The organism is Roseovarius autotrophicus (assembly GCF_018069895.1).
In the GTDB taxonomy this organism is placed as follows: domain Bacteria; phylum Pseudomonadota; class Alphaproteobacteria; order Rhodobacterales; family Rhodobacteraceae; genus Roseovarius; species Roseovarius autotrophicus.
Window position 1 is genome coordinate 111,879 of record NZ_JAGQDH010000008.1, and the last position, 26,469, is coordinate 138,347.

Below are 26,469 nucleotides of genomic sequence, written 5' to 3' on the forward strand. Positions count from 1 at the left end.
CGCGTCAGACCAGCACGTCGATCTCGGCCTGTTCCCCGACGCCAAAGACACGGCGATAGCGTGCGATTTCCCCGGCCGGACCCATCGCCTTGCGCGGGTTGTCCGAAAGCTTGACGGTGGGGCGCCCGTTGGCCGCGACGGCCTTGCAGACCAGCGAGAACGGGGCGAGCGCGTCCTCGGGGGTGAGGCCGCGAAAATCGTTCGTCAGCAAGGTGCCCCAGCCGAAGGATGTGCGCACCCGCCCGGAAAAGCGGGCATGCAGATCGATGATGCGGTCCACGTCCAGCCCGTCGGAAAAGATCACCATCTTGGTGCGCGGATCCTCGCCGCGCGATTGCCACCAGCGGATCGCCGTCTCGGCGCCATCCTCGGGCTTGCCGGAATCGATCCGGATCCCAGTCCAGCCGGCAAGCCAGTCGGGTGCCCGTTCAAGAAATCCGCTGGTGCCGAATGTATCGGGCAGGATGATGCGCAGGTTGCCGTCATGTTCTTCGTGCCAGTCGGCCAGCACCTTGTAGGGCGCGCGGGCCAGATCCTCGTCGCTGTCGGCGAGGGCGGCATAGACCATGGGCAGTTCATGGGCATTGGTGCCGATCGCCTCGAGATCACGGTTCTTGGCGATCAGGCAGTTCGACGTGCCGACGAACCGGTCGCCCAGCCCCTCGTGCATGGCCTGCACACACCAGTCCTGCCAGAGAAACGAGTGCCGCCGCCTTGTGCCGAAATCTGCGATGCGCAGGCCCTGCAAGGGGCGAAGACGCTCGACCTTTTCCCAAAGCTTGGTCATTGCGCGGGCGTAAAGCACCTGAAGCTCGAATTTCTTCATCCTCCCCAGAACCGCGCGCGCACGCAATTCCATCAACACGGCAAGCGCGGGGATTTCCCACAGCATCACCTCGGGCCATGAGCCCTCGAAGGTCAGCTCGTATTGCCCGTCGCGCCGCTCCAGGTGATAAGGCGGCAGGCGCAACGCCTCGAACCAGTCCATGAATTCGGGCGTGAACATCTGCCGCTTGCCGTAAAACGTGTTGCCGCGCATCCAGGTGCTTTCCCCCCGCGACAGCGACAGCTTGCGGATATGGTCAAGCTGCTCGCGCAACTCGCCCTCGTCCACCAGATCGGCAAGCCTCACCGCCGAGGTCCGGTTGATCAGCGAGAATCTCACCTGCGTGTCTGGCTTGTTGCGCAGCACCGACTGGCACATCAGCAACTTGTAGAAATCCGTGTCGATCAGCGACCGCACGATCGGGTCCATCTTCCAGCGGTGATTGTAGACGCGGGTGGCGATATCGACCATGGCACGGCCTCCGGGCAGGGCAATGCGGCGGTTAAATCAAAGCCCCGTGCCCTGCGCAAGGCCGGGCATGTCCGCAAGACGCCGCCAATCCTCCTCCCAGCCCGCGCCGGGGCCTGCGAGGCGCAGCATCCACAATTCCATGTCGAGCGCGGGAAGGCGTGGGGCGAGGCTTACCAGACGGCCTGCGTCCAGATCGGCGCGCGCCATCGCCTGAGGCAGCCAGGCCACGCCGATACCACGGCGTGCGTATTCATGTGCGGCAAGCGTCAGCGCCGTTTCGGCGCAGCGGCGCAACCGCAGGCCGGGGGCGATGCGCGGCAGGAGGGCGCGATCCATCACCTGCCCCAGAAACACGTCGCCGGGATAGCCAACATAGGGCAGCTCGTCCGGAAGCCCCGCCAGCGTCGGCGCGGCCACCGGCAAGAGGCGTTCGGGGCCAAGCGGCACGCGCTCGAACGCGCCGCTGATAGAGAGCGGTGCGATGCCGGGCACGTCATAGACCACCGCCAGATCGGCCTCGCCCGCCAGCAGCCGCAACAGACATTCCTCGCGGTTCTCCGAGCGCACGCGCACCGGGCGGCTCTGGCCTTCGGTCAGGGCTGCGACGATGGCCGGAGAATGGGTGGTGGTGATGGCGTGCTGACAGGCAAGCGTGAGGCCGCGCAGCCCGCCGCCCTGTGCAAGCCCTTCGCGCAATTGGCGCAGTTGCGCGGCAAGGCTGCGCATGGCGGGCAGATGCTGCGCCAGTTCGGGCAGAAGTGTCAGCGGCTTTCGCCGCCTCTCGAACAGGGCCACGCCAAGCGCCGCCTCGATCGCCCGCAGCCGCCGGGTAAAGGCCGACTGGCTGACATGGCGCAAGGCGGCGGCGCGCGCCAGCGATCCGGCATCGGCCACGGCCAGGATATCGTCAAGCCATTCGAGTCGCATCTTGCAATCCGTGCATGATTTTCAACGATATTAGTATTAGACAGGGTGTTTGTCGCGCCTTAACGTGCGGAAATCGCATATTGATGGAGTGATCCCCATGCATCTCGCCCGCTTTCCCCGCCATTTTCTTGCCCATCTGCCGACCCCGCTGGAACGTCTCGACCGGCTCAGCGCCGAGTTGGGTGGCCCGGAAATCTGGATCAAGCGCGACGATTGCACCGGGCTCTCGACCGGGGGCAACAAGACCCGCAAGCTTGAGTTCCTGATGGCCGAGGCCGAGGCGCAGGGCGCCGATATGGTAATGACGCAAGGCGCCACGCAATCGAACCACGCGCGCCAGACCGCCGCCTTCGCCGCCAAGATTGGGATGGATTGCCACATCCTGCTCGAGGACCGGACCGGCTCGAACAACGCGAATTACAACAACAACGGCAACGTGCTGCTGGATCACCTGCACGGCGCCACCACCGAAAAGCGCCCGGGCGGCGGTGACATGAACGCCGAGATGGAGAAGGTGGCGGACCGTCTGCGCGCAGAGGGCCGCCGCGTCTATACCATTCCCGGCGGCGGCTCGAATCCCACCGGCGCGCTTGGCTATGTCAATTGCGCCTTCGAGATGCTCGGGCAGTTCAACGACCGGGGGCTGAAAGTGGATCATATCGTCCACGCCACCGGCAGCGCGGGCACGCAGGCGGGTCTCATCACGGGGCTGAAGGCGATGAACGCGCAGATCCCGCTTCTGGGCATCGGCGTGCGCGCGCCCAAGGCCAAGCAGGAAGAGAACGTCTACAACCTCGCGTGTGCCACCGCCGAAAAACTGGGCTGCGCGGGCGTGGTCGCGCGCGAGGATGTGGTCGCCAATACCGATTACGTCGGCGAAGGTTACGGCATCCCTACCGAAGCCGGGCTGGAAGCGATCCGCATGTTCGCCGAGCTTGAGGCGATCCTGCTCGACCCGGTCTATTCGGCCAAGGGCGCGGCAGGCTTCATCGATCTCATCCGCAAGGGCCATTTCCGGAAGGGCGAGCGGGTGGTGTTTCTCCATACCGGCGGCGCGGTCGCCCTGTTCGGGTATGACAGTGCGTTCGATTTCTCGGGCCGCTGGACGGGCTGAGACGGCCGCGACAGCCCTGATCCGGAAAGCCCCGCCGCAAAGCGGGGTTTTCCCTTGCGCGCATATCCGCTAAAGCGCGGAGATACCCGGCATTGCAGGCGGAAACGACCCATGAAATTCACCCTCTCCTGGCTGAAAGAGCATCTCGACACCACGGCCTCGGTCGATGAAATCGCCGAGGCGCTGACCGATCTGGGCCTTGAGGTCGAAGGCGTCACCAACCCGGCGGCGCGGCTCTCGGCCTTTACCATCGGCAAGGTGCTGAGCGCCGAACAGCATCCCGATGCCGACCGGTTGCGCGTCTGCCGGGTGGCGACGGATGCGGGCGAGGTGCAGATCGTCTGTGGCGCGCCCAATGCCCGTGCGGGCATCACCGTGGTGATCGCGCAACCCGGCACCTATGTGCCGGGGATCGACACGACCATCGGCGTGGGCAAGATCCGGGGTATCGAGAGCGCGGGCATGATGTGCTCGGAACGCGAGATGGAGCTTGGCGACGCGCATGATGGTATCATCGAGTTGCCCTCGGGTGAGGTTGGCGAACGCTTTACCGACTGGCTGGCGGTCCATCATCCGGCCAAGGTCGATCCGGTGATCGAGATCGCGATCACGCCGAACCGGCCCGATGCGCTTGGCGTGCGCGGCATCGCGCGCGACCTGGCGGCGCGCGGCCTCGGCACGCTGCGCCCCGATAGCCCGGCCCATATCGAGGGGCAATTTCCCTGTCCCATCACCGTGACCATCGATGAGGACGCGGCGACCGAGGGTTGTGAGGTCTTTGCCGGGCGGCTCATTTCCGGGGTGCAGAACGGCCCCTCGCCCGACTGGCTTCAGGACCGCCTGCGCGCCATCGGGCTGCGGCCCATCTCGGCGCTGGTCGATATCACCAATTTCTTTACCTATGACCGCAACCGCCCGCTGCATGTCTTCGACGCCGACAAGGTGACGGGCAATCTGCGGGTGCATCGCACGGCGGGCGGCGAAACCCTCCTTGGCCTTGACGAGAAGGAATACACCTTTGGCCCCGGTCAGGTGGTGATCTCGGACGAGGCGGGAATCGAGAGCATCGGCGGCATCATGGGCGGGCTGGCCACCGGCTGCACGTCAGAGACGGTCAACGTCTTTCTTGAGGCCGCCGTGTGGGACCGGGTGCAGATCGCGACAACGGGGCGCGCACTCAGGATCAACTCGGACGCGCGCTATCGCAACGAGCGCGGGATCGACCCGGCCTTCAATATGGAGGCGCTCGATCTGGCCACGCAGATGATCCTCGATCTCTGCGGCGGCGAGCCGTCCAATCGCGTCATCGCGGGCAAGGTGCCGGATGTGACCCGTGCCTACCGGCTCGATCCGGCGCGGGTGCAGTCGCTCGTCGGCATGGACATCCCCGAAAGCGAGCAGCGCCAGACGTTGACGGCGCTCGGCTTCCGGCTTGAGGGCAACATGGCCCATGTGCCAAGCTGGCGACCCGACATTCTGGGTGAGGCCGATCTTGTCGAGGAGGTGGCGCGCATTGCGTCACTCACCAAGCTCATGGGCCGCCCGATGGCGCGTTCCCTGCCGGGCGTGCCCAAGCCGATCCTCAGCCCCGCGCAGAAGCGCGAGCAGATCGCGCGCCGCACCATGGCGAGCCTTGGCTATAACGAATGCGTCACCTACAGCTTCATCGACCACGAAGCCGCTACGCTTTTTGGCGGCGGCGATGACGCCACCATGCTCGCCAACCCGATCAGCAGCGACCTGAGCCACATGCGCCCCGACCTGCTTCCGGGCCTCTTGCGCGCGGCGGCGCGCAATCAGGCGCGCGGCATCATGGATCTGGCGCTTTTCGAGGTGGGGCACGCCTTTCATGGCGGCGAGCCGGAAGAGCAGCATATGCAGGTGGCGGGCGTGCTCATCGGGCGCAACGGGCCGCGCGACCTGCATGGCGGCACCCGCGCGGTGGATCTCTTTGACGCCAAGGCCGATGCCGAGGCGGTGCTGGCCGCCATCGGTGCCCCCACCAAGGTGCAGATCCTGCGCGACGGGCCGACATGGTTTCATCCGGGGCGGCACGGGCGCATCTGTCTGGGTCCGAAAAAGGTGCTTGGCGTCTTTGGCGAGGTGCACCCGCGCATCCTGCGGGCGCTTGACGTGAAGGGGCCCGCCGTGGCCTTCACGCTCTATCCGGCCGAGATCCCGCTGCCGCGCAAGGCCGGCGCATCGCGCGGCGCACTTGACATCAGCGACCTGCAAGCGGTGGAGCGCGATTTCGCTTTTGTCGTCGATGCGGGTGTCGAGGCGCTCAGCCTCGTCAACGCCGCCGCCGGGGCCGACAAGACCCTCATCGAGGAGGTGCGCGTCTTTGACGAGTTTATCGGCGGCAACCTTGGCGAGGGCAAGAAATCTCTGGCCATCACCGTGCGCCTGCAACCGCGCGAGACGACGCTCAAGGAGGCCGATATCGAGGCGGTGTCTGCCAGGATCATCGACAAGGTGACCCGTGCCACCGGTGGCACGCTGCGCAGCTGACGAAAGGAGACAATGATGCTCAAGGTCTATCTCTCGGGCGAAATCCATACCGATTGGCGCGAGCAGATCATCGCCGGGGCCGAGGGGCTCGACGTGATGTTTGCAAGCCCCGTCACCGATCATGCCGCAAGCGACGATTGCGGGGTGGCGATCCTCGGCGCGGAGGCGGACAAGTATTGGCACGACCACAAGGGCGCGATGGTCAACGCGATCCGCACCCGCAAGGGGATCACCGAGGCCGATGTGGTGGTGGTGCGCTTTGGCGAGAAATACAAGCAGTGGAACGCGGCCTTTGATGCCGGTTACGCCGCCGCACTCGGCAAATCGTTGATCATCCTGCAACAGCCCGAGCACGACCATGCGCTCAAGGAGGTCGATGCCGCCGCCCTCGCCGTGGCGCGAGAGCCCGCGCAGGTGGTGGCGATCCTGCGCTATGTGCTGGCGGGCTCGCTGCCCGGTTAAGACGCTGCCTGACGCTCGCCAAGCGACAGCGTATGCGCGCGCAGCCACTGCATGAAGCCGCGCGGATCGCTTTCGAGCATCGTCATGCGTTCGGCGGGAATAGGGGCGCCCACCACCGGCTTTTGCGGGCGCTTGCAACTGCGCACCACCTCGTGCAGCAGGAGGCCCTGCCGCATCGTCGCCGAGATCCGGTTGGCCATCTGATACCAGCGCGAATTCGCACCGGGAAAGTAGATCGGCACCACCTGCGCGCCCGACCGGCGGATCATCTGCGCCGTGAACACGGCCCATTCGCGCTCGATCACCGGTCCGAACAGCGTATCGGATGACGCCACCACCCCAGAGGGAAAGACGCTGATCACGCCGCCGTCGCGCAAATGCGCCATCGCCTTGGCCCGCATTTCCACCGATTTGCGCTGCGCCTCGGGGTCATGCGGAAAGGGCACCGGGATCATGTAGGAGGCCGCCACCTCGTCGATGCCAGTCAGAAGCGCGCGCGTCAGGATCTTGTAATCCGTGCGCCGCTTTCCGATCAGATCGGCCAGGATCATCCCGTCCACAAGGCCATGGGGATGGTTCGCCACCACCACCACCGGCCCCTCCGGCGGAATGTTCGCCACCTCGTCGTCAGGCGTCAGCAACGGAATGCCCATCGTATCGAGCGCCGCGCGCCAAAACGCCTGTCCCGTCGGCGCACCGCTCTTCTCGAAGGCGCGGATCATGCGCAGGATCGTCAGCTTGCCCGTCATCCACTCCATCGTGCGGATGATTCTGGCGGTCGACGGATCGTCGAAACTGTTGGCATAGGTCAGGCTGCGGCGGTCATACTTGGTGAAGAGAACCTCATCCCCCCCCTCGTCGCCGGTTTGTGGCTGCGCCTTGGTGCTCACTCGGTCCGTTCCGTTTCGTTCTGTCAGGGGCGTGCGGCCTACATCTCCTCGCCAAACCGGTCGGCGACAAGCGCGGCCAGAGCGTCGGCAAGCGGTTCGGCATCGGCCCCAGTAATCTCGACGTCAATAGTGCTTCCCCGCGCCGCTGCCAACATCAAAAGCCCCATGATGCTGTCACCCGAGGCCGATTGTCCGCCGTGAAGCACCTCTGCCTGGGCGTCAAAGCCCTCGACCACCTCGACGAACTTGGCCGCAGCGCGGGCATGCAGCCCTTTTTCGTTGACGATTTCGAGCTGCCGCCGCGTCGTTTCCGTCATGGTGCGATCCCTTACTGCGCTGACACATTGTGACTGTCGATATACTTGCGCCCCGCCTCGAGCGCAGCCCTAACCGCGTCGGGCACCGGGCGGTGGCGGCTTTTGGCCAGCTTGATCAGCATCGGCAGGTTGGCCCCATAAAGGATTCGCCGGTTGTCAGGTTGGCAGGCGCGCAGCGACAGGTTCGATGGCGAGCCGCCGAAGATATCGGTCACCACCACCACCCCGTCGCCCGTGTCAACGGCATCGGCGGCGGCGCAGATTTCGGCCTGCTTGTCGGCGCGGTCGTGGTCGCCCTCCACGGTTACGGCCACGATTCCACCCTGCGCGCCGACCACATGCTCGACCGCTCTCAGATACTCGCGGGCCAGCCCGCCATGCGCCACGATCACGATGCCGATCATGACCGGTCACTCCCCGGCTCGCGCCGCTCGATTTCCCGATGCCTTATTGACACCGGCCAGCCCTGTTCTGCAAGCCTTGCCGTCAGCATTTCCGCAACCGCGACACTTCGGTGTTGCCCGCCGGTGCAGCCCAGACCGATCGCGAGATAGGCCTTGCCCTCGGTCTCATGCGCGGGCAGCACCAGATCGAGCAGCGCGCCAAGCCGCCCAAGGAACGCGGCAAGGCGCGGATCGGCCTCGACATGCGCGCGCACTTCGGGTGCGCGCCCGTCCAGCCCGCGCAGCGCGTCGATCCAGTGGGGGTTGCTCAGAAAGCGGCAGTCGAACACCATGTCCATGCCGCGTGGCAGGCCGCGCTTGTATGAAAACGACTGCACAGAGATCGCGAGCCGCCCTGCGCCCTCGGGCGCAAACCAGCGCGCGAGTTCCGCACGCAGGTCGTTGGGGGACATGGTCGAGGTGTCCACCATGATATCCGAGCGGGCCCGGATCGGGCCGAGCAGGTCCATCTCCTGCGCAATGCCGACTTCGGGGCTGTCGGCCGGGGACAGCGGATGGCGCCTGCGGGTCTCGGAGAAGCGGCGAAGCAGGATCTCGGGCTGGCAATCAAGGTAAAGAACCTGCATCACGCCGGGTGGAGCGAAGGCACCGCTGTCGATCACCTCGATCAGCGCCCGGGTCGAGAAATCGCGGTTGCGCACGTCGATGCCAAGCGCCAGCGGCCGTTCCGCTCCATGCCCGTCAAGCAGACGCGGCAGGAACGACATCGGCAGGTTGTCGATCGCCTCGAAGCCCAGATCCTCAAGCACGTTGATCGCCGTGCTGCGTCCTGCGCCCGATGGGCCGGTGACCAGAACCAGCGGGCAGGGGGGCTTGGGGGGCGGGGCAGGGGTCATCTTGGTGGTCACATTTCTTCCGACAGATAGCCATCATGTCTCAGATAGAGCAGGATCGCGGCCGGAAAATAAGGAAATGGCGCGTTTTTGATCAGGGGCAGCCGAATCCCGACCAGTTCCGCGGTCTCAGGCGGTGGCAGCCGCGTTGTGGCCTCGGTGTCGAGATCGACCACAAGCGCGACCTGCACTGGCCCGGTGGCGGGCATCTGCAGAATGCCCATGCCGCGCGCCTCGATCTTGCCATGGATCGTTTCGGGTGCCTGCGCCATCACGCGTGCTCCCTCTCGCCAGAGTCGGGTCCGGTCATCGGCCACCAAGTCTGCGCCAAGGGCCAGAAGTTGCAGTGCGAGGCCCGACTTTCCCCGCCCCGACGCACCCCTTATCAGCACCGCGCGCCCGTCGATGGCGACGCAGCTTGCGTGAAGCACGACACCGGACCCGACAGTATCGGTGCCCCTCATCGTGATCAGACCGGCAGGCCCACGACAAACCGTGCTCCAAGCGGTTCGGATGTGGCATCGGCATGGGTCGGGCGGATGTTCTCTGCCCAGATCACGCCCTCATGCGCCTCGACGATCTGTTTGGATATCGCCAGGCCCAGACCGGAATTGTTTCCGAAATCACCCTCTGGCCGTTCCGAGTAAAAGCGCAGGAATATCTTCTCCAGCGCCTCGGGCGGGATGCCCGGCCCGGTATCCTCGACCACCACCAGCACACGATTGGCGCGGTGGCGCGCCCAGATCCGGATGGCATCGCCCTCGTCGCAAAAGCTGATCGCATTGGTGATCAGGTTGACAAAGACCTGTGCCAGCCGCGCCTCCAGCCCGGTGATAAGGACCGGCTCCTTGGGGAAATCGGTGATGAATTCGATGCCCTTCTTCGCGGCCTCCTCGCCCAGATACGAGCCGAGATTGCGCAAGAGCGTGACGAGATCGAAAACCTCCTGGGTTTCCCGCACAAGTTCGCTGTCAAGCCGCGAGGCGTTGGAAATGTCACTGACCAGCCGGTCGAGACGGCGCACGTCGTGCTCGATCACCTCAAGCAGGCGCTCGCGCTGGTCCTCGCGCTTGGCAATGCGCATCGTGCCGACGGCCGAGCGCAGGCTCGCGAGCGGGTTCTTGATCTCGTGCGCCACGTCGGCGGCGAACTGCTCGTTGCTTTCGATCCGGCTGTAAAGCGCGCCCACCATGCCGCGCAGGGCGGCCGAAAGCCGACCGATCTCGTCGGGGCGCGCGGTAAGGTCGGGAATGCGGATGCGCCCGCCTGCCCCCTTGGCGCGGTTGCGATCGCGCCCGATTTCGGCCGCCGCCGCCAGGTCGGCCAGCGGGTTCGAGATGGTGGAGGCCAGAACAAGGCTCAGCCCCACCGATATCAGCGTGGCGATGAGGAACATCTCCAGGACGCGCTCTCGCTCGACGGCGGACAGCCGCGCGATCTCGCCCGAGGTATCGGCCAGCGCGATCACGCCGACCGGGGTGCCTGCCCGCATGACCGGGGCGCTTGCCGCAACGATCACCTCGGACGTGCCCCGCTCGATGCGGGCCTGTGCCCCCCCGTCGAGCGCCGTCGCCGCCATGTCGCGCAGGCGGTCGGTCATGGCCTGTTCCGGCGACTTGGCTGCTTCGGTCGCGAAGGGCCGCGAAATCACCGCCCAGATACGCGATATCAGGTCCGTCAGCGGCGTGTCCGGCAGCGATTCAACATGGCGGGGGCGCGGCAGGTTGCCTGACTTCCGTCCCACCAGGTTGCCCTCGGCATCGAAAAGAAAAAGTTCCGTCCCCGCGCGTACAGACAGCCGCTCAAGCGTATCCGATACGTCGATCCCGTCGCCGGTGACAAGGTTGACCGGCGCGCTCTGCGGCAGGCGCGCGGCCACCACATCGGCGGTAAGAGAGGCGCGTTCACGCAGCCCGTCGATCGTCTGATCGACCAGCGAGCTCTGGGTGCCGTTGAGATGGAGGATGCCGATCACGAGAATGTTGAGCGCGATCAGGTTGAAGGTGACGATCTTGCGCGTCAGCGGCGAGCCGCGCAGCGACAGCCAGCCACGCCGCGCCCGCCGCGCGGTGATTTCGCTGTCCTCCACGCGATCAGGCGCGACGAAATCGTCGCCAAGGACCAGATCGCCTTCATTTCGCGGTGGCATGTCGCGCACCTTCATCCCCTCGGCAAGGGCCATTATTCCTCGTTGTAACGATACCCGATCCCGTAAAGCGTCTCGATGGCCGAGAATTCGGGATCGACCATCCGCAGTTTCTTGCGCAGTCGCTTGATGTGGCTGTCGATGGTGCGATCGTCCACATAGACCTGATCGTCATAGGCCACATCCATCAGCTGATCGCGGCTCTTGACGAAGCCGGGCCGCTGCGCGAGGGCCTGAAGCAGAAGGAATTCGGTCACCGTCAGGGATACGTCCTGCCCTTTCCATGTCACGGAATGGCGCAGCGGATCCATCCGCAACTCGCCCCGCTCGATCACCTTCTGATCTTCGGTCTCGGCCACGATGCTACCAGCCACGGCCTCCTGCCGACGCAGAAGAGCGCGGATGCGCTCGACCAGAAGCCGTTGGGAAAACGGCTTTTTCACATAGTCATCGGCACCCATGCGCAGGCCGAGAACCTCGTCGATCTCATCATCCTTCGAGGTCAGGAAAATCACCGGGATCTGCGATTTCTGCCGCAGGCGCTGCAACAGGTCCATCCCGTCCATGCGCGGCATCTTGATGTCAAGCACCGCCATGTCCGGCAAGTTCTTGGAAAAGGCGTCAAACGCCTGCTGGCCATCGTTATAGGTTTCAACCTCGAAGCCTTCAGCCTCGAGCGTCATCGAGACAGATGTCAGAATATTCCTGTCATCGTCCACCAGGGCGATTTTGGACATTTGGTGATCCTTATGCTGCTCGTGTTATCCGTTTTTTGCCATCATTATGCTCAGTTTCAGTCTCTTTTAGCAATCCAATTCTGCGAATCAGCCGGGGTGATCCGCCTCCAGTAAGGCAGAAATTTCTTGCTGATGACTAAATTGACTCAGTTTTCCGCTTTCGGGCCCGTCCGCTCAAAGCCCGGCACGGGGTGGTTGCGCTAACGTTCAGGCTGGTTGCGCTAACTGTGTGTCGCCGCTCTGTTATTTCATGAAACCATCATGTTAAGACCGCGGCAGCCGGGACAGAGTGCCCGACCGGTGCCCGTGGTGGCACCCTCTTTTACAACCGCGCCGTGTCGCGGTGTGATCGCAAGGAGCATGACAGGATGACAATCGGACGGGTCAATCCGGATTTCCGGCTGGAGGATCAGGGCATCACCGGTCTGGGCAAGGTGCATTACAACCTGCTCGAGCCGGCGCTCGTCGAGGCCGCGCTCAAGCGCGGCGAGGGCACTCTGGGCCGAGGCGGCGCGCTTCTGGTGTCGACCGGCAAGTTCACGGGGCGCTCGCCCAAGGACAAGCACATCGTGCGCACGCCCTCGGTCGAGGATACGATCTGGTGGGAAAACAATGCCGCCATGTCGGCGCAGGGGTTCGACGCGCTCTATGACGACATGCTGGCCTACATGAAGGATGGCGAGGTCTTCGTGCAGGATCTTGTCGGCGGGGCCGATCCTGCGCTGTCGATCAATGTGCGCATGGTTTCGGAACTGGCCTGGCACAGCCTGTTCAACCGGACCATGCTGCGCCGCCCCGAGCGTGACACGCTCGACAGCTTTGTTGCCGATTTCACCGTGATCAACTGCCCCGGCTTCAAGGCTGACCCCGAGAAACACGATTGCCGCTCCGAGACGGTGATCGCGATGAATTTCGACCGCAAGCTGATCCTCGTGGGCAACACGGAATATGCCGGCGAGAACAAGAAATCCATCTTCACCCTGCTCAACTACCTGCTGCCGGAAAAGGGCGTGATGCCGATGCATTGCTCGGCCAACCATGCGACGGGCAATCCGGTCGATGCCGCCATCTTCTTTGGCCTCTCGGGCACCGGCAAGACCACGCTTTCGGCCGATCCCGCGCGCACGCTTCTGGGCGATGACGAGCATGGCTGGTCCGACAAGGGCACGTTCAATTTCGAGGGCGGCTGCTATGCCAAGACCGTGAACCTCAGCGCCGAGGCAGAGCCGGAAATCTATGCCACCTGTTCGATGTTCGGCACGGTGATCGAGAACATGGTGTTCGACCCCGAAACACTGGAGCTTGATTTCGAGGATGACAGCCTGACGCCCAACATGCGCTGCGCCTACCCGCTGCATTACATCCCGAACGCCTCTGAAACCGCCATTGGCGGGCATCCCAAGAATGTCATCATGCTGACCTGCGATGCCTTTGGCGTGCTGCCGCCGATCTCGCGGCTGACGCCTGCGCAGGCGATGTATCACTTCCTGTCGGGTTTCACCGCCAAGATGGCGGGCACCGAGCGTGGCGTGACCGAGCCGCAGCCGGTATTTTCGACCTGCTTTGGCTCCCCCTTCATGCCACGCCGCCCCGAGGTCTATGGCAATCTGCTCAAGGAAAAGATCGCCAGGCACGGCGCATCCTGCTGGTTGGTGAATACCGGCTGGACGGGCGGGGCCTATGGCACAGGCGCGCGGATGCCGATCAAGGCCACTCGCGCGCTGCTGACCGCCGCGCTTGACGGCTCTCTGGGCGCGGTGAAGTTCCGCAAGGATCCGAATTTCGGCTTCGAGGTGCCGGTGTCGGTTCCCGGCGTGGCCGAGGTGCTGCTCGATCCGCGTCGCACCTGGTCGGATCCCGACGCCTATGACCGGCAGGCGGCGAAACTGGTGCAGATGTTTGCCGAGAATTTCGCGCAGTATGTCGATTTCATCGACGAAGACGTGAAGGCCGCCGTGATCGGTTAAGGCCCCACGGTCTGCTCACAGAGCATAGGGCCCGCCGCGTTGATCGCGGCGGGCCCTGGCTTTTTGCCGCGACAACATAGCCCCATGGCCCGCGCCGCATCCTGGCTATCGGCTGTCGCGAACATACGCGAAGGTAGGCATGGGCGGCCCTAGCATCATGGGGATCGCGTGACACGCGTCCCCTTGCGAAAGGTATTCCCATGCGCACCCATGCCCAGGCGGTTGTGATCGGTGGCGGCCTTGTCGGCTGTTCGATCCTCTACCATCTCGCGCGCGCCGGCTGGTCGGATGTGGTGCTCCTGGAGCGCTCCGAGCTGACCTCCGGCTCGACCTGGCACGCCGCGGCCAATATCCACGGGCTGCATGACAGCACCAATATCAGCCGGATGCAGCATTACACGATGCAGCTCTACCGCCAGCTCGAGGCCGAGACCGGTCAGGGCTGCGGGATCTTTCAGCCCGGTTCGCTGTATCTCGCGCAGACCGGGGAGCGGGTGCAGCAACTGCGCCTGCAAGAGGCCAAGGCGCGCCGCTACGGCATGGATTTCCACGAGGTGAGCCGCGACGAGGCCGAGCGGCTGCATCCGCTGGTCGATTTCACCGGCATAAGCTGCATCATGTTCGAGCCGGACGGCGGCAATGTCGATCCCTCGGGCGTGACCATGGCCTATGCCGCAGGCGCGCGCGCGGGCGGGGCCGAGATCCACCGCCACACGCCGGTGATCGCCACCGAGCCGCAGCCCGACGGAAGCTGGATCGTGCGTACCGAATCCGCCGAGATACGTACACATTGGGTGGTCAACGCCGCCGGTCTCTGGGCGCGCGAGGTGGCGGCGATGGCGGGGGTCACGCTGCCGCTCATGCCGACCGAGCACCAGTATTTCGTGACCGAAACCATCCCCGAGATTGCCGCGCTTGACCGCCGCCTGCCCTCGGTCGCCGACCGCGACGGCGAATATTACCTGCGGCAGGAGGGCAAGGGCCTGCTTGTCGGGGCCTATGAGCGCGACATGCGCTTCTGGGCCGAGGACGGCACGCCGCAGGGCTTTGGCCACGAACTTTTCCCCGACGATCTGGAGCGGATCGAGGAGAACATGCTGCGCGCCATCGACCGTGTCCCGGCGGTGGGGCGCGCGGGTATCAAGCGGGTGATCAACGGGCCGATGATCTGGTCGCCCGACGCGGCGGCGCTGTTTGGCCCGGTGCCGGAACTGCGGGGCTATTTCTGCTGCTGCGGCGTCATTCCGGGGTTTTCGCAATCGGGCGGTCTGGGCAAGCTCGCCGCTGAATGGATGGTCGAGGGAGAGCCGTCGCTCGACATGTTCGGATGGGATCTGGCACGTTTCGGTGACTGGGCCGGGCGCGATTTCACCCGCGCGCGCGTGGCCGACCAGTATGCGCACCGCTTCAAGATCCATTTCCCCGGCGAGGAACGCGAGGCCGGCCGCCCCGTGCGCACCCGCCCCGCCCATGCCATGCAGGCCGAGATGGGCGCGCGCTTCGGCCTCAACTTCGGGTGGGAGCATCCGCTCTATTTCGACGCCGACATCCCCGACAGCGCGGGCTTCATCCGTCAACCGTGGTGGGATGCCGTGGGCCGCGAGGCGCGGATGCTGCGGGATTGTGCCGGGATCATCGACATCTCCAACTTCGCCAAATACCGCGTCACCGGGCCGGGGGCCGAGGATTGGCTCAACGCGCTTTTCGCCAACCGGATGCCACGCGAGACGGGGCGCGCCTGCCTGACCCCGCTGATCGGCAAGCGCGGCGGAATCGCGGGGGATTTCACCGTCACGCGGCTGGGCGAGCAGGAATTCTGGATCTTCGGCGGCGGCGCGGCGGAACGCTATCACCGACGCTTCTTCGCGCAGGTGCCGCTGCCCGAGGGCACGCAATTCGAGAGCCTGACCGGGGCTGTCTGCGGGGTCAACGTCGCTGGGCCACAGGCGCGCGCGCTGCTGCAAGGGCTGACCGGGGCAGACCTGTCCAACGCCGCCTTCCCCTTCTTCCGCTCGCAACGCATGACGGTGGCGGGGGTCGAGGCGGTGGCGCTGCGCGTCAGCTTCACCGGCGATCTGGGCTGGGAATTGCACATCGCCGAGGCCGATCAGACGCGGCTTTATTCTGCCCTGATCGAAGCGGGCAAACCCATCGGTGCAGGCCCCGTGGGCAGCCGCGCGCTCATGTCGCTGCGTCTCGAAAAGGGCTATGGCAGTTGGGGGCGCGACTATTCGCCGGAATACTGGCCGCAGGAATGCGGGTTCGCAAACCTGATCCGGGCCGACAAATCCTTCCTCAACAAAGAGGGCTGGCGCGCCATCGCAGAGCGCCCCGCGCGTGACCGCATGGTCCTGCTCGAGATCGCCGCGACCGAGGCCGACGCCTCTGGCGGAGAGCCGATCTTTCTGCCCGATGGCACAGCCGCTGGTCAGGTGAGTTCGGGCGGCTATGGCCACTTTGTCGGCAAATCCCTCGCGCTGGCCTATCTCAAGGTCGAGCACGCCGCCCCCGGCACCGCGCTTCACGTCTCGCTTCTGGGTCGTCCCCATGATGCGCGGGTGCTTGAGCGTCCGCCGTTTGATCCCGAGGGCCTGCGCCTGCGCGGCTGACCCCCCTTGCAGCTGCCCGCCCCCGATGCTAGGTTTTTGTGCGTTCCGTTGGGGTGCCCCGTCCGGGGGCTGAGAGGCCATGCGCCAACCCATCGAACCTGATCCGGGTGATGCCGGCGTAGGGAACGGATCTCAGCCCAAGTTGGTGCCGTGCATCCGTTTTCCCGAAAGAGAGGAGGCTGGCATGGTGGCGTGTGCATTGACGATCGCGGGCTCCGACAGCGGCGGCGGCGCGGGTATTCAGGCCGATCTCAAGACCTTCTCGGCGCTTGGCGTCTACGGCGCGAGTGTGATCACCGCCGTAACGGCGCAGAACACCGTCGCGGTGGCGGCGGTGCACGCGATCCCCCCCGAGGTGGTGGCGGCACAGATCGCCGCCGTTCTGGACGATATCCGCGTAGATGCCGTCAAGATCGGGATGCTGGGCGATGCGCGGGTTATCGAGACGGTGGCGGAGGCGCTGAAAGGGTATCAAGGCTCGGTCGTGCTCGATCCTGTCATGGTCGCCAAATCCGGCGCGCGGCTTCTACCCGAAGCGGCGCGCGCGGCGCTTGTCGCGCATCTGCTGCCGCGTGCCGACCTGCTGACGCCCAACCTGCCCGAGGCGGCGGCGCTGCTTGGCCTGCCCGAGGCCGTGAGCGATGCCGACATGCAGGACCACGGCGCACGGCTGCGCGACATGGGCGCGCGCGCGGTGCTGATGAAGGGCGGGCATGGTGCGGGCGAGACCTGCACCGATTGGCTCCTGAGCGCGGCGGCGCGGCGCCTTGACGCCCCCCGCATCGCCACGCGCAACACCCATGGCACCGGGTGCAGCTATTCCTCGGCCATTGCGGCGGGGCTGGCGCAGGGGATGACCCTGACCGAGGCCGTCACCCGCGCCCATGGCTGGCTCCACAAGGCGATCCGCGCCGCCGATGGTCTTGGCATTGGCCACGGGCACGGGCCGGTGCATCATTTCCACGAGGTCTGGACATGACCCGTGCCGTCACCATCCGGGGCGCGGGCGTCGTCGGGCTTTGCGTAGCCTCCGAGTTGATGGCACGCGGCGTGGCCGTCACGCTGATCGACCCGTGGCCGGAACCGGGCGAGGGGGCCTGTTCGTGGTGGGCGGGCGGGATGCTCGCGCCATTCTGCGAAGGGTTCACCGCCGAGGAACCGGTGGTCCGCCTCGGGCAGGAGGCCGCCGACTGGTGGGCGGCGCAGGGGGTGGCGGTGCAGCGGCGCGGCTCGCTCGTGGTCACGCTCGACCGCGACCGGCGCGAACTCGATGTCTTTGCCCGCCGCACCAAAGGGCACCGGATGGTGAGCGGAGCGGAGCTCGCGGCGCTGGAGCCGGACCTTGCCGAACGCCACGATCGCGCGCTTTTCTTCGACGCTGAGGCGCATATCGACCCGCGTGCGGCGCTTGCCCATCTGCACCGCCGCTTGCGTGAGGGCGGCGCGCGCTTTGTCGAGGGCTCAGACGCCCCCGATGGCCCCGTCATCGACTGTCGCGGCCTTGCCGCGCAGGACAGCCTGCCCGATCTGCGCGGCGTCAAGGGCGAGATGGTGGTGCTCCATACCCGCGACGTGACGCTCCGCCGCCCCGTCCGCCTGCTGCACCCGCGCTTTCCGCTCTATATCGTGCCGCGCGGCGATGGCATTTTCATGCTGGGTGCCACGCAGATCGAGAGCGCCGAGCGCCACCGCGCCACCGCGCGCTCGGTAATGGAGCTTCTGTCGGCGGCCTATGCGCTCCACCCGGCCTTTGCCGAGGCGGAACTGATGGAGATCGGTGTTGATGCCCGCCCCGCCTTTCCCGATAACCTGCCGCGCGTCATCCGCAAGGGCGATGCGCTCTACGTCAACGGCCTTTTCCGCCATGGCTTTCTGCTTTCGCCCGTGCTGGCGGGGATGGCCGCCGATGTGGTGACGGGCCGCAACGAAACCCCGGAGTTCTGGCATGAAGATCACGGTTAACGGCACTGCGCGGGAGACTGCGGCCCCGACCCTCGCCGCGCTGCTCATCGAGATGGATCTCGGCATGGCCAAGGTCGCCACCGCGCTGAACGAGGGTTTTGTGCCCGCCCCGCAACGCGCCGCAACCCCGCTTGCCGATGGCGACCGGGTCGAGATCGTCGCGCCACGGCAAGGAGGCTGAGATGCCGGTTTTCTACGAGACCGAGGTGACATCGCGCCTGATGCTGGGCACCGCGCAATACCCCTCGCCCGCGATCCTCGCGGATGCCTTCCGCCGCTCCGGCGCAGGCATCGCCACGGTATCCGTGCGCCGCGAGGCGGGGGGAGAGCGCGCGGGGCAGGCGTTCTGGGAGATGATCCGCGCGCTTGGCGTCCATGTCCTGCCCAACACCGCCGGGTGCCATTCGGTGCGCGAGGCGGTGACCACGGCGCAGATGGCGCGCGAGTTGTTCGAGACGAACTGGATCAAGCTGGAGGTGATCGGCCATGCCGACACGCTGCAACCCGATCCCTTCGGGCTGGTCGAGGCCGCGCGCATCCTGACCGACGAGGGCTTCGAGGTGTTCCCCTATTGCACCGAGGATCTGGTGCTCTGCGAGCGGCTGGTCGCGGCGGGCTGTCGCGTGCTGATGCCCTGGGGCGCGCCGATCGGCACCGGGCTGGGGCTCAACAACATCTATGGGCTGCGGTCTTTGCGCGCGCATTTCCCCGATCTGCCGCTGGTGATCGACGCCGGCCTTGGCCTGCCATCGCAGGCGGCGCACGCGATGGAGCTTGGCTATGACGCGGTGCTCTTGAACACGGCGGTGGCGCGTGCGGGCGATCCGGCGGCGATGGCCGAGGGGTTCGCGCGCGCGCTGGAAGCCGGACGGCTGGCGTTCGAGGCTGACCCGATGGAGCCGCGCGACATGGCCGCGCCCTCCACGCCCGTGTTCGGAAGGGCGAAGCTGTGAGCCTGCCACGCTTCTACCCGATTTTCGAGCGCGCGGACTGGCTGCGCCGGATGCTGCCTCTGGGCGTGCGGCTGGTGCAAATGCGCATCAAGGATCTGGAAGGCGACGCCCTGCGCGCCGAGATCGCGGCGGCGCAAGGGCTCTGCCGCGCGCATGGTGCGGCGCTGGTGGTCAACGACCACTGGCGGCTGGCGGTGGATCTGGGCTGCGACTGGGTGCATCTGGGGCAAGAGGATCTGGAAAGCGCCGATATCCCCGCGATCCGCCGCGCCGGCATCAAGCTGGGCCTCAGCACCCACGATCACGCGGAACTTGACCGCGCGCAGGAACTCGACCCGGATTATGTGGCGCTCGGGCCGATTTATCCGACCATTCTCAAGAAGATGAAATGGCATGAACAGGGGCTGGAGCGGCTTGGCGAATGGAAGCGGCTCATCGGCGACACGCCGCTTGTCGCCATCGGCGGCATGACAGTCGAGCGGGCGGGCGGCGCGTTTGAGGCCGGGGCCGATGTGGTCTCTGCCGTCACCGACATCACCCTCAACCCCGACCCCGAGGCACGGGTGCGGCGCTGGCTGGAGGTGACGGGATGACCCGCTACGCCCGTCAGGCCGCGCTCCTTGGTGCGCAAGGGCAGGTGCGGCTTGGGCAGGCGCATGTGCTGGTCGTCGGTGCGGGCGGGCTGGCAGCACCTGTGCTGCAATACCTTGTCGGTGCGGGCGTGGGGCGGATCACGCTGATGGATGGCGACCGGGTGTCGCTCAGCAACCTGCACCGGCAAACGCTGTTTCGCATGGACGATCTGGGCCGCCCCAAGGCCGAAGCGGCCGCCGCGCATATGGCCGCGCTCAACCCCGACTGCCGCATCGCGCCTGTGAGCGCGCCACTCTCGCCGCTCAATGCCCCGGCACAGGTCACCACCGCCGATCTGGTGCTCGACTGCGCCGACAGTTTCGCGGCAAGCTATGTGCTGTCGGACACCTGCCTTGCGGCGAACACGCCGCTCATCAGCGCCTCTGTCGTGGGGCTTTCGGGATATTGCGGCGGGTTCTGCGGCGGGGCGCCGTCCTTGCGCGCGGTCTTCCCGGACCTGCCCGACCGGCTGGGCAGTTGCGAGGCCGATGGCGTTCTGGGGCCGTCGGTGGGCATCCTCGGCGCGCTTCAGGCGCAAATGGCGATGGCTGTGGTTGCGGGACTGGACCCCTCGCCGCTTGGGCAGCTTGTCAGTTTCGACGCCGAGGGGCACCGGTTCGGCGGCTTTCGCTTTGACACCGCGCCCGAACCCGCAGGCGGTTTTCGCTTTATCGCACCCGAGCAGATCGCACCCGGCGACTGGCTTGCCGATCTGCGCGCGGCGGGCGAGTCCGGCCCCGCCCTGCCGCGCGCCACCCGCCATGCCGTGCCGGAGTTCGACACGCTGTGCCCCGAGGCGCGGCGCGCTGTGCTTGCCTGCCGTTCGGGCCTGCGGTCGTGGCAAGCCGCGACCCGGCTAGTCGCGCACTGGCACGGAGAGATTGCCCTCATCGCCCTTGGCGACGACCAACAGGAGACACCACAATGAAATATCTCGCCTTTATCCTTGCCCTAATGGCCAGCCCCGCCCTTGCGCAGGACAAGATGACAGTGATGCTCGACTGGTTCGTGAACCCCGATCACGGGCCGATCATCCTTGCCGAGGAGTTGGGTTATTTCAAGGAGGCCGGGCTTCAGGTCGAGGTGATTGCCCCTGCCGATCCCTCGGATCCGCCCAAGATGGCCGCCGCCGGGCGCGCCGATCTGGCGGTGTCCTATCAGCCCCAGTTGCACCTTCAGGTTGAGGGGGGCCTGCCGCTTGTCCGCGTCGGAACGCTCATCGCCACGCCGCTCAACTGCCTGCTTGTGCTTGAGGACGGGCCGATCAAATCCACCGCCGATCTGCGTGGGCGCAAGATCGGGTTCTCCGTGGCGGGTGTCGAGGAGGCGCTGTTGACCACGATTCTCGGGCGGCACGGCATCGCGCTTTCCGAGGTGGAGCTGGTCAATGTCAACTGGTCGCTCTCGCCCGCGCTCATGTCGCGGCAGGTGGATGCGGTGATCGGGGCCTATCGCAATTTCGAACTGAACCAGATGGAAATCGAGGGCGTGCCGGGGCGCTGTTTTTTTGTCGAGGATGAAGGCATCCCGGCCTATGACGAGCTGATCTATGTGGCCAATCCCGAGCGGATGGACATGGACATGATTCGCCGTTTCCTGCACGCCACCGAGCGGGCGACGCAATACATCATGAACCATCCCCGGACATCATGGGAGATTTTCTCCGCCACCTCGACCGAATTGCAGGACCAGCTGAACGAGATGGCCTGGGCCGACACCTATCCCCGCTTTGCCACGCGGCCTGCCGCGCTCGATCACGGGCGCTATGCCCGGTTCGAGCGGTTCCTCCTCGATACCGGCCTGATCGAGATCGAAACCCCCGTCGCGGGCCTTGCGCTCGATGTGAACGCACAATGAGCGGCGATTACGGTGTGACCTTTTCCGCCCTGCGCGATGCGGCAGGGGCGGTCTGGCGGGACTATACCCGCCATGCCTTTGTCGAGGGGCTGCGAACGGGCACCCTGCCGCGCGCGGCCTTCCTTGGCTACCTTGTGCAGGATTACATCTTTCTGATCCATTTCTCGCGGGCTTGGGCGCTTGCCGTGACCAAGGCCGAAACGGTCGAGGAGATGCGCGCCTGCGCCGCCACGGTGAATGCGCTGGTCAATGGCGAGATCGCGCTGCATGTGCGCATCTGCGCCGAGGCGGGGCTGTCGGAGGCGGCCCTTTTTGCCGCCGAGGAGCACCCGGCCAATCTGGCCTATACGCGCTATGTGATGGATGCGGGGCATTCGGGCGATTTCCTTGACCTGCTCGCAGCACTTGCCCCCTGCGTCATGGGCTATGGCGAGATCGGCGCACGGCTTTTGCCCGATGTGACCCCGGATCATCCCTATGCCGACTGGATCGCCACCTATGGCGGGGCCGATTATCAAGGTGTTTGCCGGGAGGCGGGCGCGCTTCTCGACGCGGCCATGACCCGCCGCCTTGGCCCCGATCCGCAATCCACCCCCGGATGGGCGCGCCTTGTCCACCGCTTCACCACCGCGACGCGGCTTGAGGTGGGGTTCTGGGACATGGGGCTGGGCGTGCGCCCTCTTGCCCCCGCAGGGCCTGCCGCGTAGAACGCGCCCCAAGCCAATCAATGGAGCCGCACCATGCTGGATCTCACCTATCAAGCCCCCAAACCCAAGGTGATCGCCGGGGCCAGGCATGATTGGGAGTTGGTGATCGGAATGGAGGTGCACGCGCAGGTGGCCTCGAAAGCCAAGCTCTTTTCCGGGGCCTCTACCGAGTTCGGCGCGGAACCCAATTCCAACGTCGCCTTCGTCGATGCGGCGATGCCGGGAATGTTGCCGGTCATCAACGAATTCTGCGTGGAACAGGCGGTGCGCACCGGGCTGGGTCTGAACGCACAGATCAACCTCTGGTCGGCCTTCGACCGCAAGAACTATTTCTACCCCGACCTGCCGCAAGGCTATCAGATCAGCCAGCTTTATCATCCGCTGGTGGGCGAGGGCGAAATCCTTGTGGATATGGGGCCGGGCGTGGCGCGGCGCGTGCGTGTCGAGCGTATCCACATGGAGCAGGACGCGGGCAAATCCATTCACGACATGGATCCGGCCCTCTCCTTTGTCGATCTCAACCGCACGGGCGTCTGCCTGATGGAGATCGTCAGCCGCCCCGACATTCGCGGCCCCGAAGAGGCCGCCGCCTATATCGCCAAGCTGCGCCAGATCCTGCGCTATCTTGGCACCTGCGACGGCAACATGCAGAACGGCAACCTGCGCGCCGACGTGAACGTCTCGATCTGCCTGCCGGGCGCCTATGAGCGCTATCAGGAAACCCAGGATTTCGCCCATCTCGGCACGCGCTGCGAGATCAAGAACATGAACTCCATGCGCTTTATCCAGCAGGCCATCGAGTACGAGGCCCGCCGACAGATCGCCATTGTCGAGGCGGGCGGCGCGGTGGTGCAGGAAACCCGCCTCTATGATCCGGACAAGGGCGAGACGCGCTCCATGCGCTCCAAGGAAGAAGCGCATGATTACCGCTATTTCCCCGATCCCGACCTTCTGCCGCTGGAGATCGAGCAGGCGTGGGTGGACAGCATCAAGGCGAGCTTGCCCGAACTGCCCGACGCGAAGAAGGCGCGGTTTGTGCTGGAATTCGGCCTGTCGGAATATGACGCCTCGGTGCTGACCGCCGAGGTGGTGAGCGCCGATTATTTCGAGGCCGTGGCGGCGGAGGCGGGCGACGGCAAGCTGGCCGCGAACTGGGTCATCAACGAGTTGTTCGGACGCCTCAAGAAAGAGGATCACGGCATCGAGGAAAGCCCGGTCAGCCCCGCGCAGCTGGGGGCGATCGTGCGGCTGATCAAATCCGATGCCATTTCCGGCAAGATCGCCAAGGACCTGTTCGAGATCGTCTATAGCGAAGGCGGCGACCCCGAGAAGATCGTCGAAGAGCGCGGCATGAAACAGGTCACGGATACCGGCGCGATCGAAGCGGCGGTAGACGGGATCATCGCCGCGAACCCCGCACAGGTGGAAAAGGCGCAAGCCAATCCCAAGCTGGCAGGCTGGTTTGTTGGCCAGGTGATGAAGGCCACGGGCGGCAAGGCCAATCCCAAGGCGGTCAACGATATCGTGATGGCGAAACTCGGACTTTGAGCGGTCGCTGCTGTCGCGAAGATGGCGCTCGGGGCGGTGGGTCAACGCCCGGCGCCGACATGCCCCGCCAGATTGTGTCCTGTCCATTGCGCGCAAAGCGCCCGGGGTAAGCGCGGGACGGGTATGTCCGGTTCAATGTGACAGGCTCTCAGGTAAACCGGTTGTCGCGGGGAAAGCCGCGCGGGGCCATGCGGCCCGCGCTCGCGCGTTTGGCCAGCCATTCGGTGAGGTCGGTCTCGGTGCGGGTGCGGCCGGCCGGGTCGCGCCAGCTCAGCCCTTGGGCCAGGGTGAAGGTGGTGGCGTCCGACAGGCCCCCATCCTTGAATTTCTGGAGCCGCACGCCCTTGCCTCGGCCAAGCTCGGGCAATTCGTCGAGGGCAAAGACCAGAACCTTGCGGTTTTCACCCACGCAGGCGACGTGATCGCCGGTAACCGCGCAGCAGACCTGTGCGCGGGCAGGGGCGCGCAGGTTGAGCACCTGCTTGCCCGCGCGGGTCTGGGCCAGCACCTCTTCCTCGGGGACGACAAACCCGTCGCCGGCGGAGGAGGCCACCAGAAGCTTGCCGCCCGGACGGTGGATGAACAGCGTCACGATCTCGGCCTCGTTGGGCAGATCGACCATCAGGCGCAAGGGTTCGCCCATGCCGCGCCCGCCGGGCAGGTTGGCCGCCGACAGCGTGTAGAACCGTCCGTTCGTGCCGAAGATCAGCAGTCGGTCCGTGGTCTCGGCGTGGAAAAGGAAGCGCGGCCCGTCGCCATCCTTGAATTTCAGCTCGCGGGTAAGGTCGATATGGCCGGTCATGGCGCGGACCCAACCCATGCGCGAGCACACGACGGTGATCGGTTCGCGCTCGATCATCGCCTCGATCGGCACCTCCTCGACACTGCCCGCCTCGGCGAAAGTGGTGCGGCGAGTGCCGATTGGGTGGCTCTTGCCGAAGGTCTTTTTCACCTCGCGCAACTGATCGGCAATGGCGGCCCATTGCAGGGCGGCATCGTCGAGCAAATCCTCAAGCCCCGCGCGCTCTGCCATCAGCGCATCACGCTCGGCGCGCAACTCCATCTCCTCAAGGCGGCGAAGGCTGCGCAGGCGCATGTTGAGGATGGCCTCGGCCTGCACCTCCGAAAGCCCCGCCTCGCCCGGTGGAGGCGAGACGTAATCGGCCTCGGAGGTGGCGCGCGCGATGGTGCGCCCCCAATCCTCGCGCATGAGCGCGGCCTTGGGTTCGTCATCGTAGCGGATGATGTCGATCACGCGGTCGAGATTGAGGAAGGCCACGATCAGCCCCTCGAGCACCTCAAGCCGGTGGTCGATCTTTTCCATCCGGTGCCTTGAGCGGCGCAAAAGCACCTCCTGCCGGAAGTCGAGGAAGGCGCGCAGCACCTCCTTGAGCGAGCAGACCCGCGGCGTCACCCCGTCGATCAGCACGTTCATGTTGAGCGAGAACCGCACCTCCAGATCGGAATTGCGGAACATCATCCCCATGAGCATCTCGGGATCGACATTGCGGGTGCGCGGTTCGAGGATGAGGCGGATATCCTCGGCGCTTTCGTCGCGCACATCGGCGAGGATCGGCACCTTGCGGGTCTGGATCAGTTCGGCGATGCGCTCGATCAGGCGTGATTTCTGGACCTGATATGGGATTTCCGTGATCACGATCTGCCAGCTGCCGCGCCCCAGATCCTCGACCTGCCAGCGCGCGCGCAGCCGGAAGCTGCCGCGCCCGGTGCGATACGCCTCATTGATGCTCTCGCGCGGCTCGACGATGACGCCGCCGGTGGGGAAATCGGGGCCGGGGATGTGGGTGAGCAGGGTCTCGTCGCGGGCGTCTGGGGATTTGATGAGATGCAGGCAGGCATCCACCAGCTCGGCGATATTGTGCGGCGGGATATTGGTGGCCATGCCGACGGCGATCCCCGAAGAGCCATTGGCGAGCAGATTGGGAAAGGCGGCGGGAAGCACCACGGGTTCGCGCAGCGTGCCGTCGTAATTGTCGCGGTAATCGACGGCATCCTCGGCCAGCCCGTCAAGCAGCGCCTCGGCAAAGGCGGTCAGGCGGGCCTCGGTATAGCGTGCGGCGGCGGGGTTGTCGCCGTCGATATTGCCGAAATTGCCCTGACCGTCCACGAGCGGATAGCGCACCGCGAAATCCTGCGCGAGGCGCGCCATGGCGTCATAGATCGCGGCATCGCCATGGGGATGATAGTTGCCCATCACATCGCCCGAGATCTTGGCCGATTTGCGGAAACCCCCGGTGCTGGTCAGGCGCAGTTCGCGCATGGCGTAAAGGATACGCCGATGCACGGGCTTGAGCCCGTCGCGCGCATCGGGCAGGGCGCGGTGCATGATCGTCGAAAGCGCATAGGTGAGGTAACGCTCGCCGATGGCGCGGCGAAGCGGTTCGGCCAGCGCCTCGGGCCGCATGTTGGGGTCGTCCAGCAAATCACTCATGGATGTTGTGATAGCGGCGCGGCGAGCGGGCGTAAAGCGCCGAGAGAGCCGGGCGCGCTTGCATCGCGCCGCGCGGCGGGTCA

Annotated in this window: 24 protein-coding genes and 1 riboswitch; of the genes, 14 read left to right on the top strand and 10 right to left on the bottom strand. The window is 65.7% G+C overall.

The window, feature by feature from the left end; translation table 11 throughout:
- Window positions 1–4: 4 nt before the first annotated feature.
- Window positions 5–1,297 (bottom strand): nicotinate phosphoribosyltransferase, encoded by a 1,293-nt coding sequence (gene pncB, locus KAK09_RS10800; protein WP_210878947.1) that lies wholly within the window; start codon window positions 1,295–1,297, stop codon window positions 5–7.
- A gap of 36 nt (window positions 1,298–1,333) precedes the next feature.
- Entirely contained in the window at window positions 1,334–2,224 is an 891-nt protein-coding gene (locus KAK09_RS10805; RefSeq protein ID WP_210878948.1) for a LysR family transcriptional regulator, read from the bottom strand.
- 97 nt (window positions 2,225–2,321) lie between these two features.
- Here KAK09_RS10805 and cuyA point away from each other — a divergent pair, with 97 nt between their 5' ends.
- The 3 genes from cuyA to KAK09_RS10820 all read left to right on the top strand — a co-directional run bounded on the left by cuyA (window position 2,322) and on the right by KAK09_RS10820 (window position 6,311).
- Window positions 2,322–3,338: a D-cysteate sulfo-lyase gene (gene cuyA / locus KAK09_RS10810; RefSeq protein WP_210878949.1), complete on the top strand. Its 1,017-nt coding sequence runs from the start codon at window positions 2,322–2,324 to the stop codon at window positions 3,336–3,338.
- Between the two features lie 111 nt (window positions 3,339–3,449).
- Complete coding sequence (gene pheT, locus KAK09_RS10815) at window positions 3,450–5,849, top strand: phenylalanine--tRNA ligase subunit beta (protein WP_210878950.1); 2,400 nt, start codon at window positions 3,450–3,452, stop codon at window positions 5,847–5,849.
- A 15-nt stretch (window positions 5,850–5,864) separates the two neighbouring features.
- Window positions 5,865–6,311 carry a YtoQ family protein gene (locus KAK09_RS10820; protein ID WP_210878951.1) on the top strand — a complete coding sequence of 149 codons (447 nt, stop codon included), beginning with the start codon at window positions 5,865–5,867 and terminating at the stop codon, window positions 6,309–6,311.
- Here the strand turns inward: KAK09_RS10820 and KAK09_RS10825 are convergent.
- The 7 genes from KAK09_RS10825 to KAK09_RS10855 are packed head-to-tail and all read right to left on the bottom strand — an operon-like array spanning window position 6,308 to window position 11,698.
- Complete coding sequence (locus KAK09_RS10825) at window positions 6,308–7,201, bottom strand: lysophospholipid acyltransferase family protein (protein ID WP_210878952.1); 894 nt, start codon at window positions 7,199–7,201, stop codon at window positions 6,308–6,310. The two genes, KAK09_RS10820 and KAK09_RS10825, sit on opposite strands and share 4 nt — an antisense overlap.
- A gap of 38 nt (window positions 7,202–7,239) precedes the next feature.
- Complete coding sequence (locus KAK09_RS10830; RefSeq protein WP_210878953.1) at window positions 7,240–7,518, bottom strand: HPr family phosphocarrier protein; 279 nt, start codon at window positions 7,516–7,518, stop codon at window positions 7,240–7,242.
- 11 nt (window positions 7,519–7,529) lie between these two features.
- Complete coding sequence (locus KAK09_RS10835; protein ID WP_210878954.1) at window positions 7,530–7,922, bottom strand: PTS sugar transporter subunit IIA; 393 nt, start codon at window positions 7,920–7,922, stop codon at window positions 7,530–7,532.
- Entirely contained in the window at window positions 7,919–8,818 is a 900-nt protein-coding gene (rapZ, locus tag KAK09_RS10840; RefSeq protein WP_210878955.1) for an RNase adapter RapZ, read from the bottom strand. The genes KAK09_RS10835 and rapZ overlap by 4 nt, the downstream gene beginning before the upstream one ends.
- A gap of 8 nt (window positions 8,819–8,826) precedes the next feature.
- Window positions 8,827–9,279 (bottom strand): HPr kinase/phosphorylase, encoded by a 453-nt coding sequence (locus KAK09_RS10845; RefSeq protein ID WP_210878956.1) that lies wholly within the window; start codon window positions 9,277–9,279, stop codon window positions 8,827–8,829.
- 5 nt (window positions 9,280–9,284) lie between these two features.
- Window positions 9,285–10,997 carry an ATP-binding protein gene (locus tag KAK09_RS10850; RefSeq protein ID WP_210878957.1) on the bottom strand — a complete coding sequence of 571 codons (1,713 nt, stop codon included), beginning with the start codon at window positions 10,995–10,997 and terminating at the stop codon, window positions 9,285–9,287.
- Complete coding sequence (locus KAK09_RS10855; RefSeq protein ID WP_210878958.1) at window positions 10,997–11,698, bottom strand: response regulator transcription factor; 702 nt, start codon at window positions 11,696–11,698, stop codon at window positions 10,997–10,999. Before KAK09_RS10855 ends, KAK09_RS10850 begins: the two co-directional genes overlap by 1 nt.
- A gap of 368 nt (window positions 11,699–12,066) precedes the next feature.
- On the opposite strand from KAK09_RS10855, the gene KAK09_RS10860 reads away from it, so the two are divergent.
- From KAK09_RS10860 to gatB, 11 genes are all read left to right on the top strand, one after another.
- Window positions 12,067–13,665 carry a phosphoenolpyruvate carboxykinase gene (locus tag KAK09_RS10860; protein WP_210878959.1) on the top strand — a complete coding sequence of 533 codons (1,599 nt, stop codon included), beginning with the start codon at window positions 12,067–12,069 and terminating at the stop codon, window positions 13,663–13,665.
- A gap of 200 nt (window positions 13,666–13,865) precedes the next feature.
- Window positions 13,866–16,274, top strand: a complete 2,409-nt coding sequence (locus KAK09_RS10865; protein ID WP_210878960.1) for a GcvT family protein — start codon at window positions 13,866–13,868, stop codon at window positions 16,272–16,274.
- 39 nt (window positions 16,275–16,313) lie between these two features.
- Window positions 16,314–16,416, top strand: a riboswitch (TPP riboswitch).
- Between the two features lie 42 nt (window positions 16,417–16,458).
- Window positions 16,459–17,253 (top strand): bifunctional hydroxymethylpyrimidine kinase/phosphomethylpyrimidine kinase, encoded by a 795-nt coding sequence (gene thiD, locus KAK09_RS10870; protein WP_210878961.1) that lies wholly within the window; start codon window positions 16,459–16,461, stop codon window positions 17,251–17,253.
- A complete protein-coding gene (locus tag KAK09_RS10875; protein WP_210878962.1) occupies window positions 17,250–18,236 on the top strand; it encodes an FAD-dependent oxidoreductase in 987 nt (328 codons plus the stop codon). Before thiD ends, KAK09_RS10875 begins: the two co-directional genes overlap by 4 nt.
- Complete coding sequence (thiS, locus tag KAK09_RS10880; RefSeq protein WP_210878963.1) at window positions 18,220–18,417, top strand: sulfur carrier protein ThiS; 198 nt, start codon at window positions 18,220–18,222, stop codon at window positions 18,415–18,417. The genes KAK09_RS10875 and thiS overlap by 17 nt, the downstream gene beginning before the upstream one ends.
- 1 nt (window position 18,418) lies before the next feature.
- A complete protein-coding gene (locus KAK09_RS10885; protein ID WP_210878964.1) occupies window positions 18,419–19,189 on the top strand; it encodes a thiazole synthase in 771 nt (256 codons plus the stop codon).
- Entirely contained in the window at window positions 19,186–19,782 is a 597-nt protein-coding gene (locus KAK09_RS10890; RefSeq protein ID WP_210878965.1) for a thiamine phosphate synthase, read from the top strand. Before KAK09_RS10885 ends, KAK09_RS10890 begins: the two co-directional genes overlap by 4 nt.
- Entirely contained in the window at window positions 19,779–20,750 is a 972-nt protein-coding gene (locus KAK09_RS10895) for a HesA/MoeB/ThiF family protein (RefSeq protein ID WP_210878966.1), read from the top strand. Before KAK09_RS10890 ends, KAK09_RS10895 begins: the two co-directional genes overlap by 4 nt.
- Entirely contained in the window at window positions 20,747–21,679 is a 933-nt protein-coding gene (locus KAK09_RS10900; protein WP_210878967.1) for an ABC transporter substrate-binding protein, read from the top strand. Before KAK09_RS10895 ends, KAK09_RS10900 begins: the two co-directional genes overlap by 4 nt.
- Window positions 21,676–22,386 (top strand): thiaminase II, encoded by a 711-nt coding sequence (tenA, locus tag KAK09_RS10905; protein ID WP_210878968.1) that lies wholly within the window; start codon window positions 21,676–21,678, stop codon window positions 22,384–22,386. The genes KAK09_RS10900 and tenA overlap by 4 nt, the downstream gene beginning before the upstream one ends.
- A gap of 33 nt (window positions 22,387–22,419) precedes the next feature.
- A complete protein-coding gene (gatB, locus tag KAK09_RS10910; RefSeq protein WP_210878969.1) occupies window positions 22,420–23,934 on the top strand; it encodes an Asp-tRNA(Asn)/Glu-tRNA(Gln) amidotransferase subunit GatB in 1,515 nt (504 codons plus the stop codon).
- 148 nt (window positions 23,935–24,082) lie between these two features.
- Here the strand turns inward: gatB and KAK09_RS10915 are convergent, their stop codons facing one another.
- Window positions 24,083–26,386, bottom strand: a complete 2,304-nt coding sequence (locus tag KAK09_RS10915) for a DNA topoisomerase IV subunit A (protein WP_210878970.1) — start codon at window positions 26,384–26,386, stop codon at window positions 24,083–24,085.
- Window positions 26,387–26,469: the final 83 nt, after the last annotated feature.

Bases quoted from the DNA above. Each gene is read 5' to 3' on its own strand.
- tenA (WP_210878968.1), top strand. From the start codon at position 21,676: ATGAGCGGCGATTACGGTGTGACCTTTTCCGCCCTGCGCGATGCGGCA.
- KAK09_RS10830 (WP_210878953.1), bottom strand. From the start codon at position 7,518: ATGACGGAAACGACGCGGCGGCAGCTCGAAATCGTCAACGAAAAAGGG.
- KAK09_RS10860 (WP_210878959.1), top strand. From the start codon at position 12,067: ATGACAATCGGACGGGTCAATCCGGATTTCCGGCTGGAGGATCAGGGC.
- KAK09_RS10850 (WP_210878957.1), bottom strand. From the start codon at position 10,997: ATGGCCCTTGCCGAGGGGATGAAGGTGCGCGACATGCCACCGCGAAAT.
- KAK09_RS10835 (WP_210878954.1), bottom strand. From the start codon at position 7,922: ATGATCGGCATCGTGATCGTGGCGCATGGCGGGCTGGCCCGCGAGTAT.
- KAK09_RS10820 (WP_210878951.1), top strand. From the start codon at position 5,865: ATGCTCAAGGTCTATCTCTCGGGCGAAATCCATACCGATTGGCGCGAG.
- KAK09_RS10885 (WP_210878964.1), top strand. From the start codon at position 18,419: ATGCCGGTTTTCTACGAGACCGAGGTGACATCGCGCCTGATGCTGGGC.
- thiS (WP_210878963.1), top strand. From the start codon at position 18,220: ATGAAGATCACGGTTAACGGCACTGCGCGGGAGACTGCGGCCCCGACC.
- KAK09_RS10805 (WP_210878948.1), bottom strand. From the start codon at position 2,224: ATGCGACTCGAATGGCTTGACGATATCCTGGCCGTGGCCGATGCCGGA.
- pncB (WP_210878947.1), bottom strand. From the start codon at position 1,297: ATGGTCGATATCGCCACCCGCGTCTACAATCACCGCTGGAAGATGGAC.
- KAK09_RS10895 (WP_210878966.1), top strand. From the start codon at position 19,779: ATGACCCGCTACGCCCGTCAGGCCGCGCTCCTTGGTGCGCAAGGGCAG.
- thiD (WP_210878961.1), top strand. From the start codon at position 16,459: ATGGTGGCGTGTGCATTGACGATCGCGGGCTCCGACAGCGGCGGCGGC.
- KAK09_RS10865 (WP_210878960.1), top strand. From the start codon at position 13,866: ATGCGCACCCATGCCCAGGCGGTTGTGATCGGTGGCGGCCTTGTCGGC.
- rapZ (WP_210878955.1), bottom strand. From the start codon at position 8,818: ATGACCCCTGCCCCGCCCCCCAAGCCCCCCTGCCCGCTGGTTCTGGTC.
- cuyA (WP_210878949.1), top strand. From the start codon at position 2,322: ATGCATCTCGCCCGCTTTCCCCGCCATTTTCTTGCCCATCTGCCGACC.
- KAK09_RS10900 (WP_210878967.1), top strand. From the start codon at position 20,747: ATGAAATATCTCGCCTTTATCCTTGCCCTAATGGCCAGCCCCGCCCTT.
- KAK09_RS10845 (WP_210878956.1), bottom strand. From the start codon at position 9,279: ATGAGGGGCACCGATACTGTCGGGTCCGGTGTCGTGCTTCACGCAAGC.
- KAK09_RS10915 (WP_210878970.1), bottom strand. From the start codon at position 26,386: ATGAGTGATTTGCTGGACGACCCCAACATGCGGCCCGAGGCGCTGGCC.
- KAK09_RS10855 (WP_210878958.1), bottom strand. From the start codon at position 11,698: ATGTCCAAAATCGCCCTGGTGGACGATGACAGGAATATTCTGACATCT.
- gatB (WP_210878969.1), top strand. From the start codon at position 22,420: ATGCTGGATCTCACCTATCAAGCCCCCAAACCCAAGGTGATCGCCGGG.
- pheT (WP_210878950.1), top strand. From the start codon at position 3,450: ATGAAATTCACCCTCTCCTGGCTGAAAGAGCATCTCGACACCACGGCC.
- KAK09_RS10875 (WP_210878962.1), top strand. From the start codon at position 17,250: ATGACCCGTGCCGTCACCATCCGGGGCGCGGGCGTCGTCGGGCTTTGC.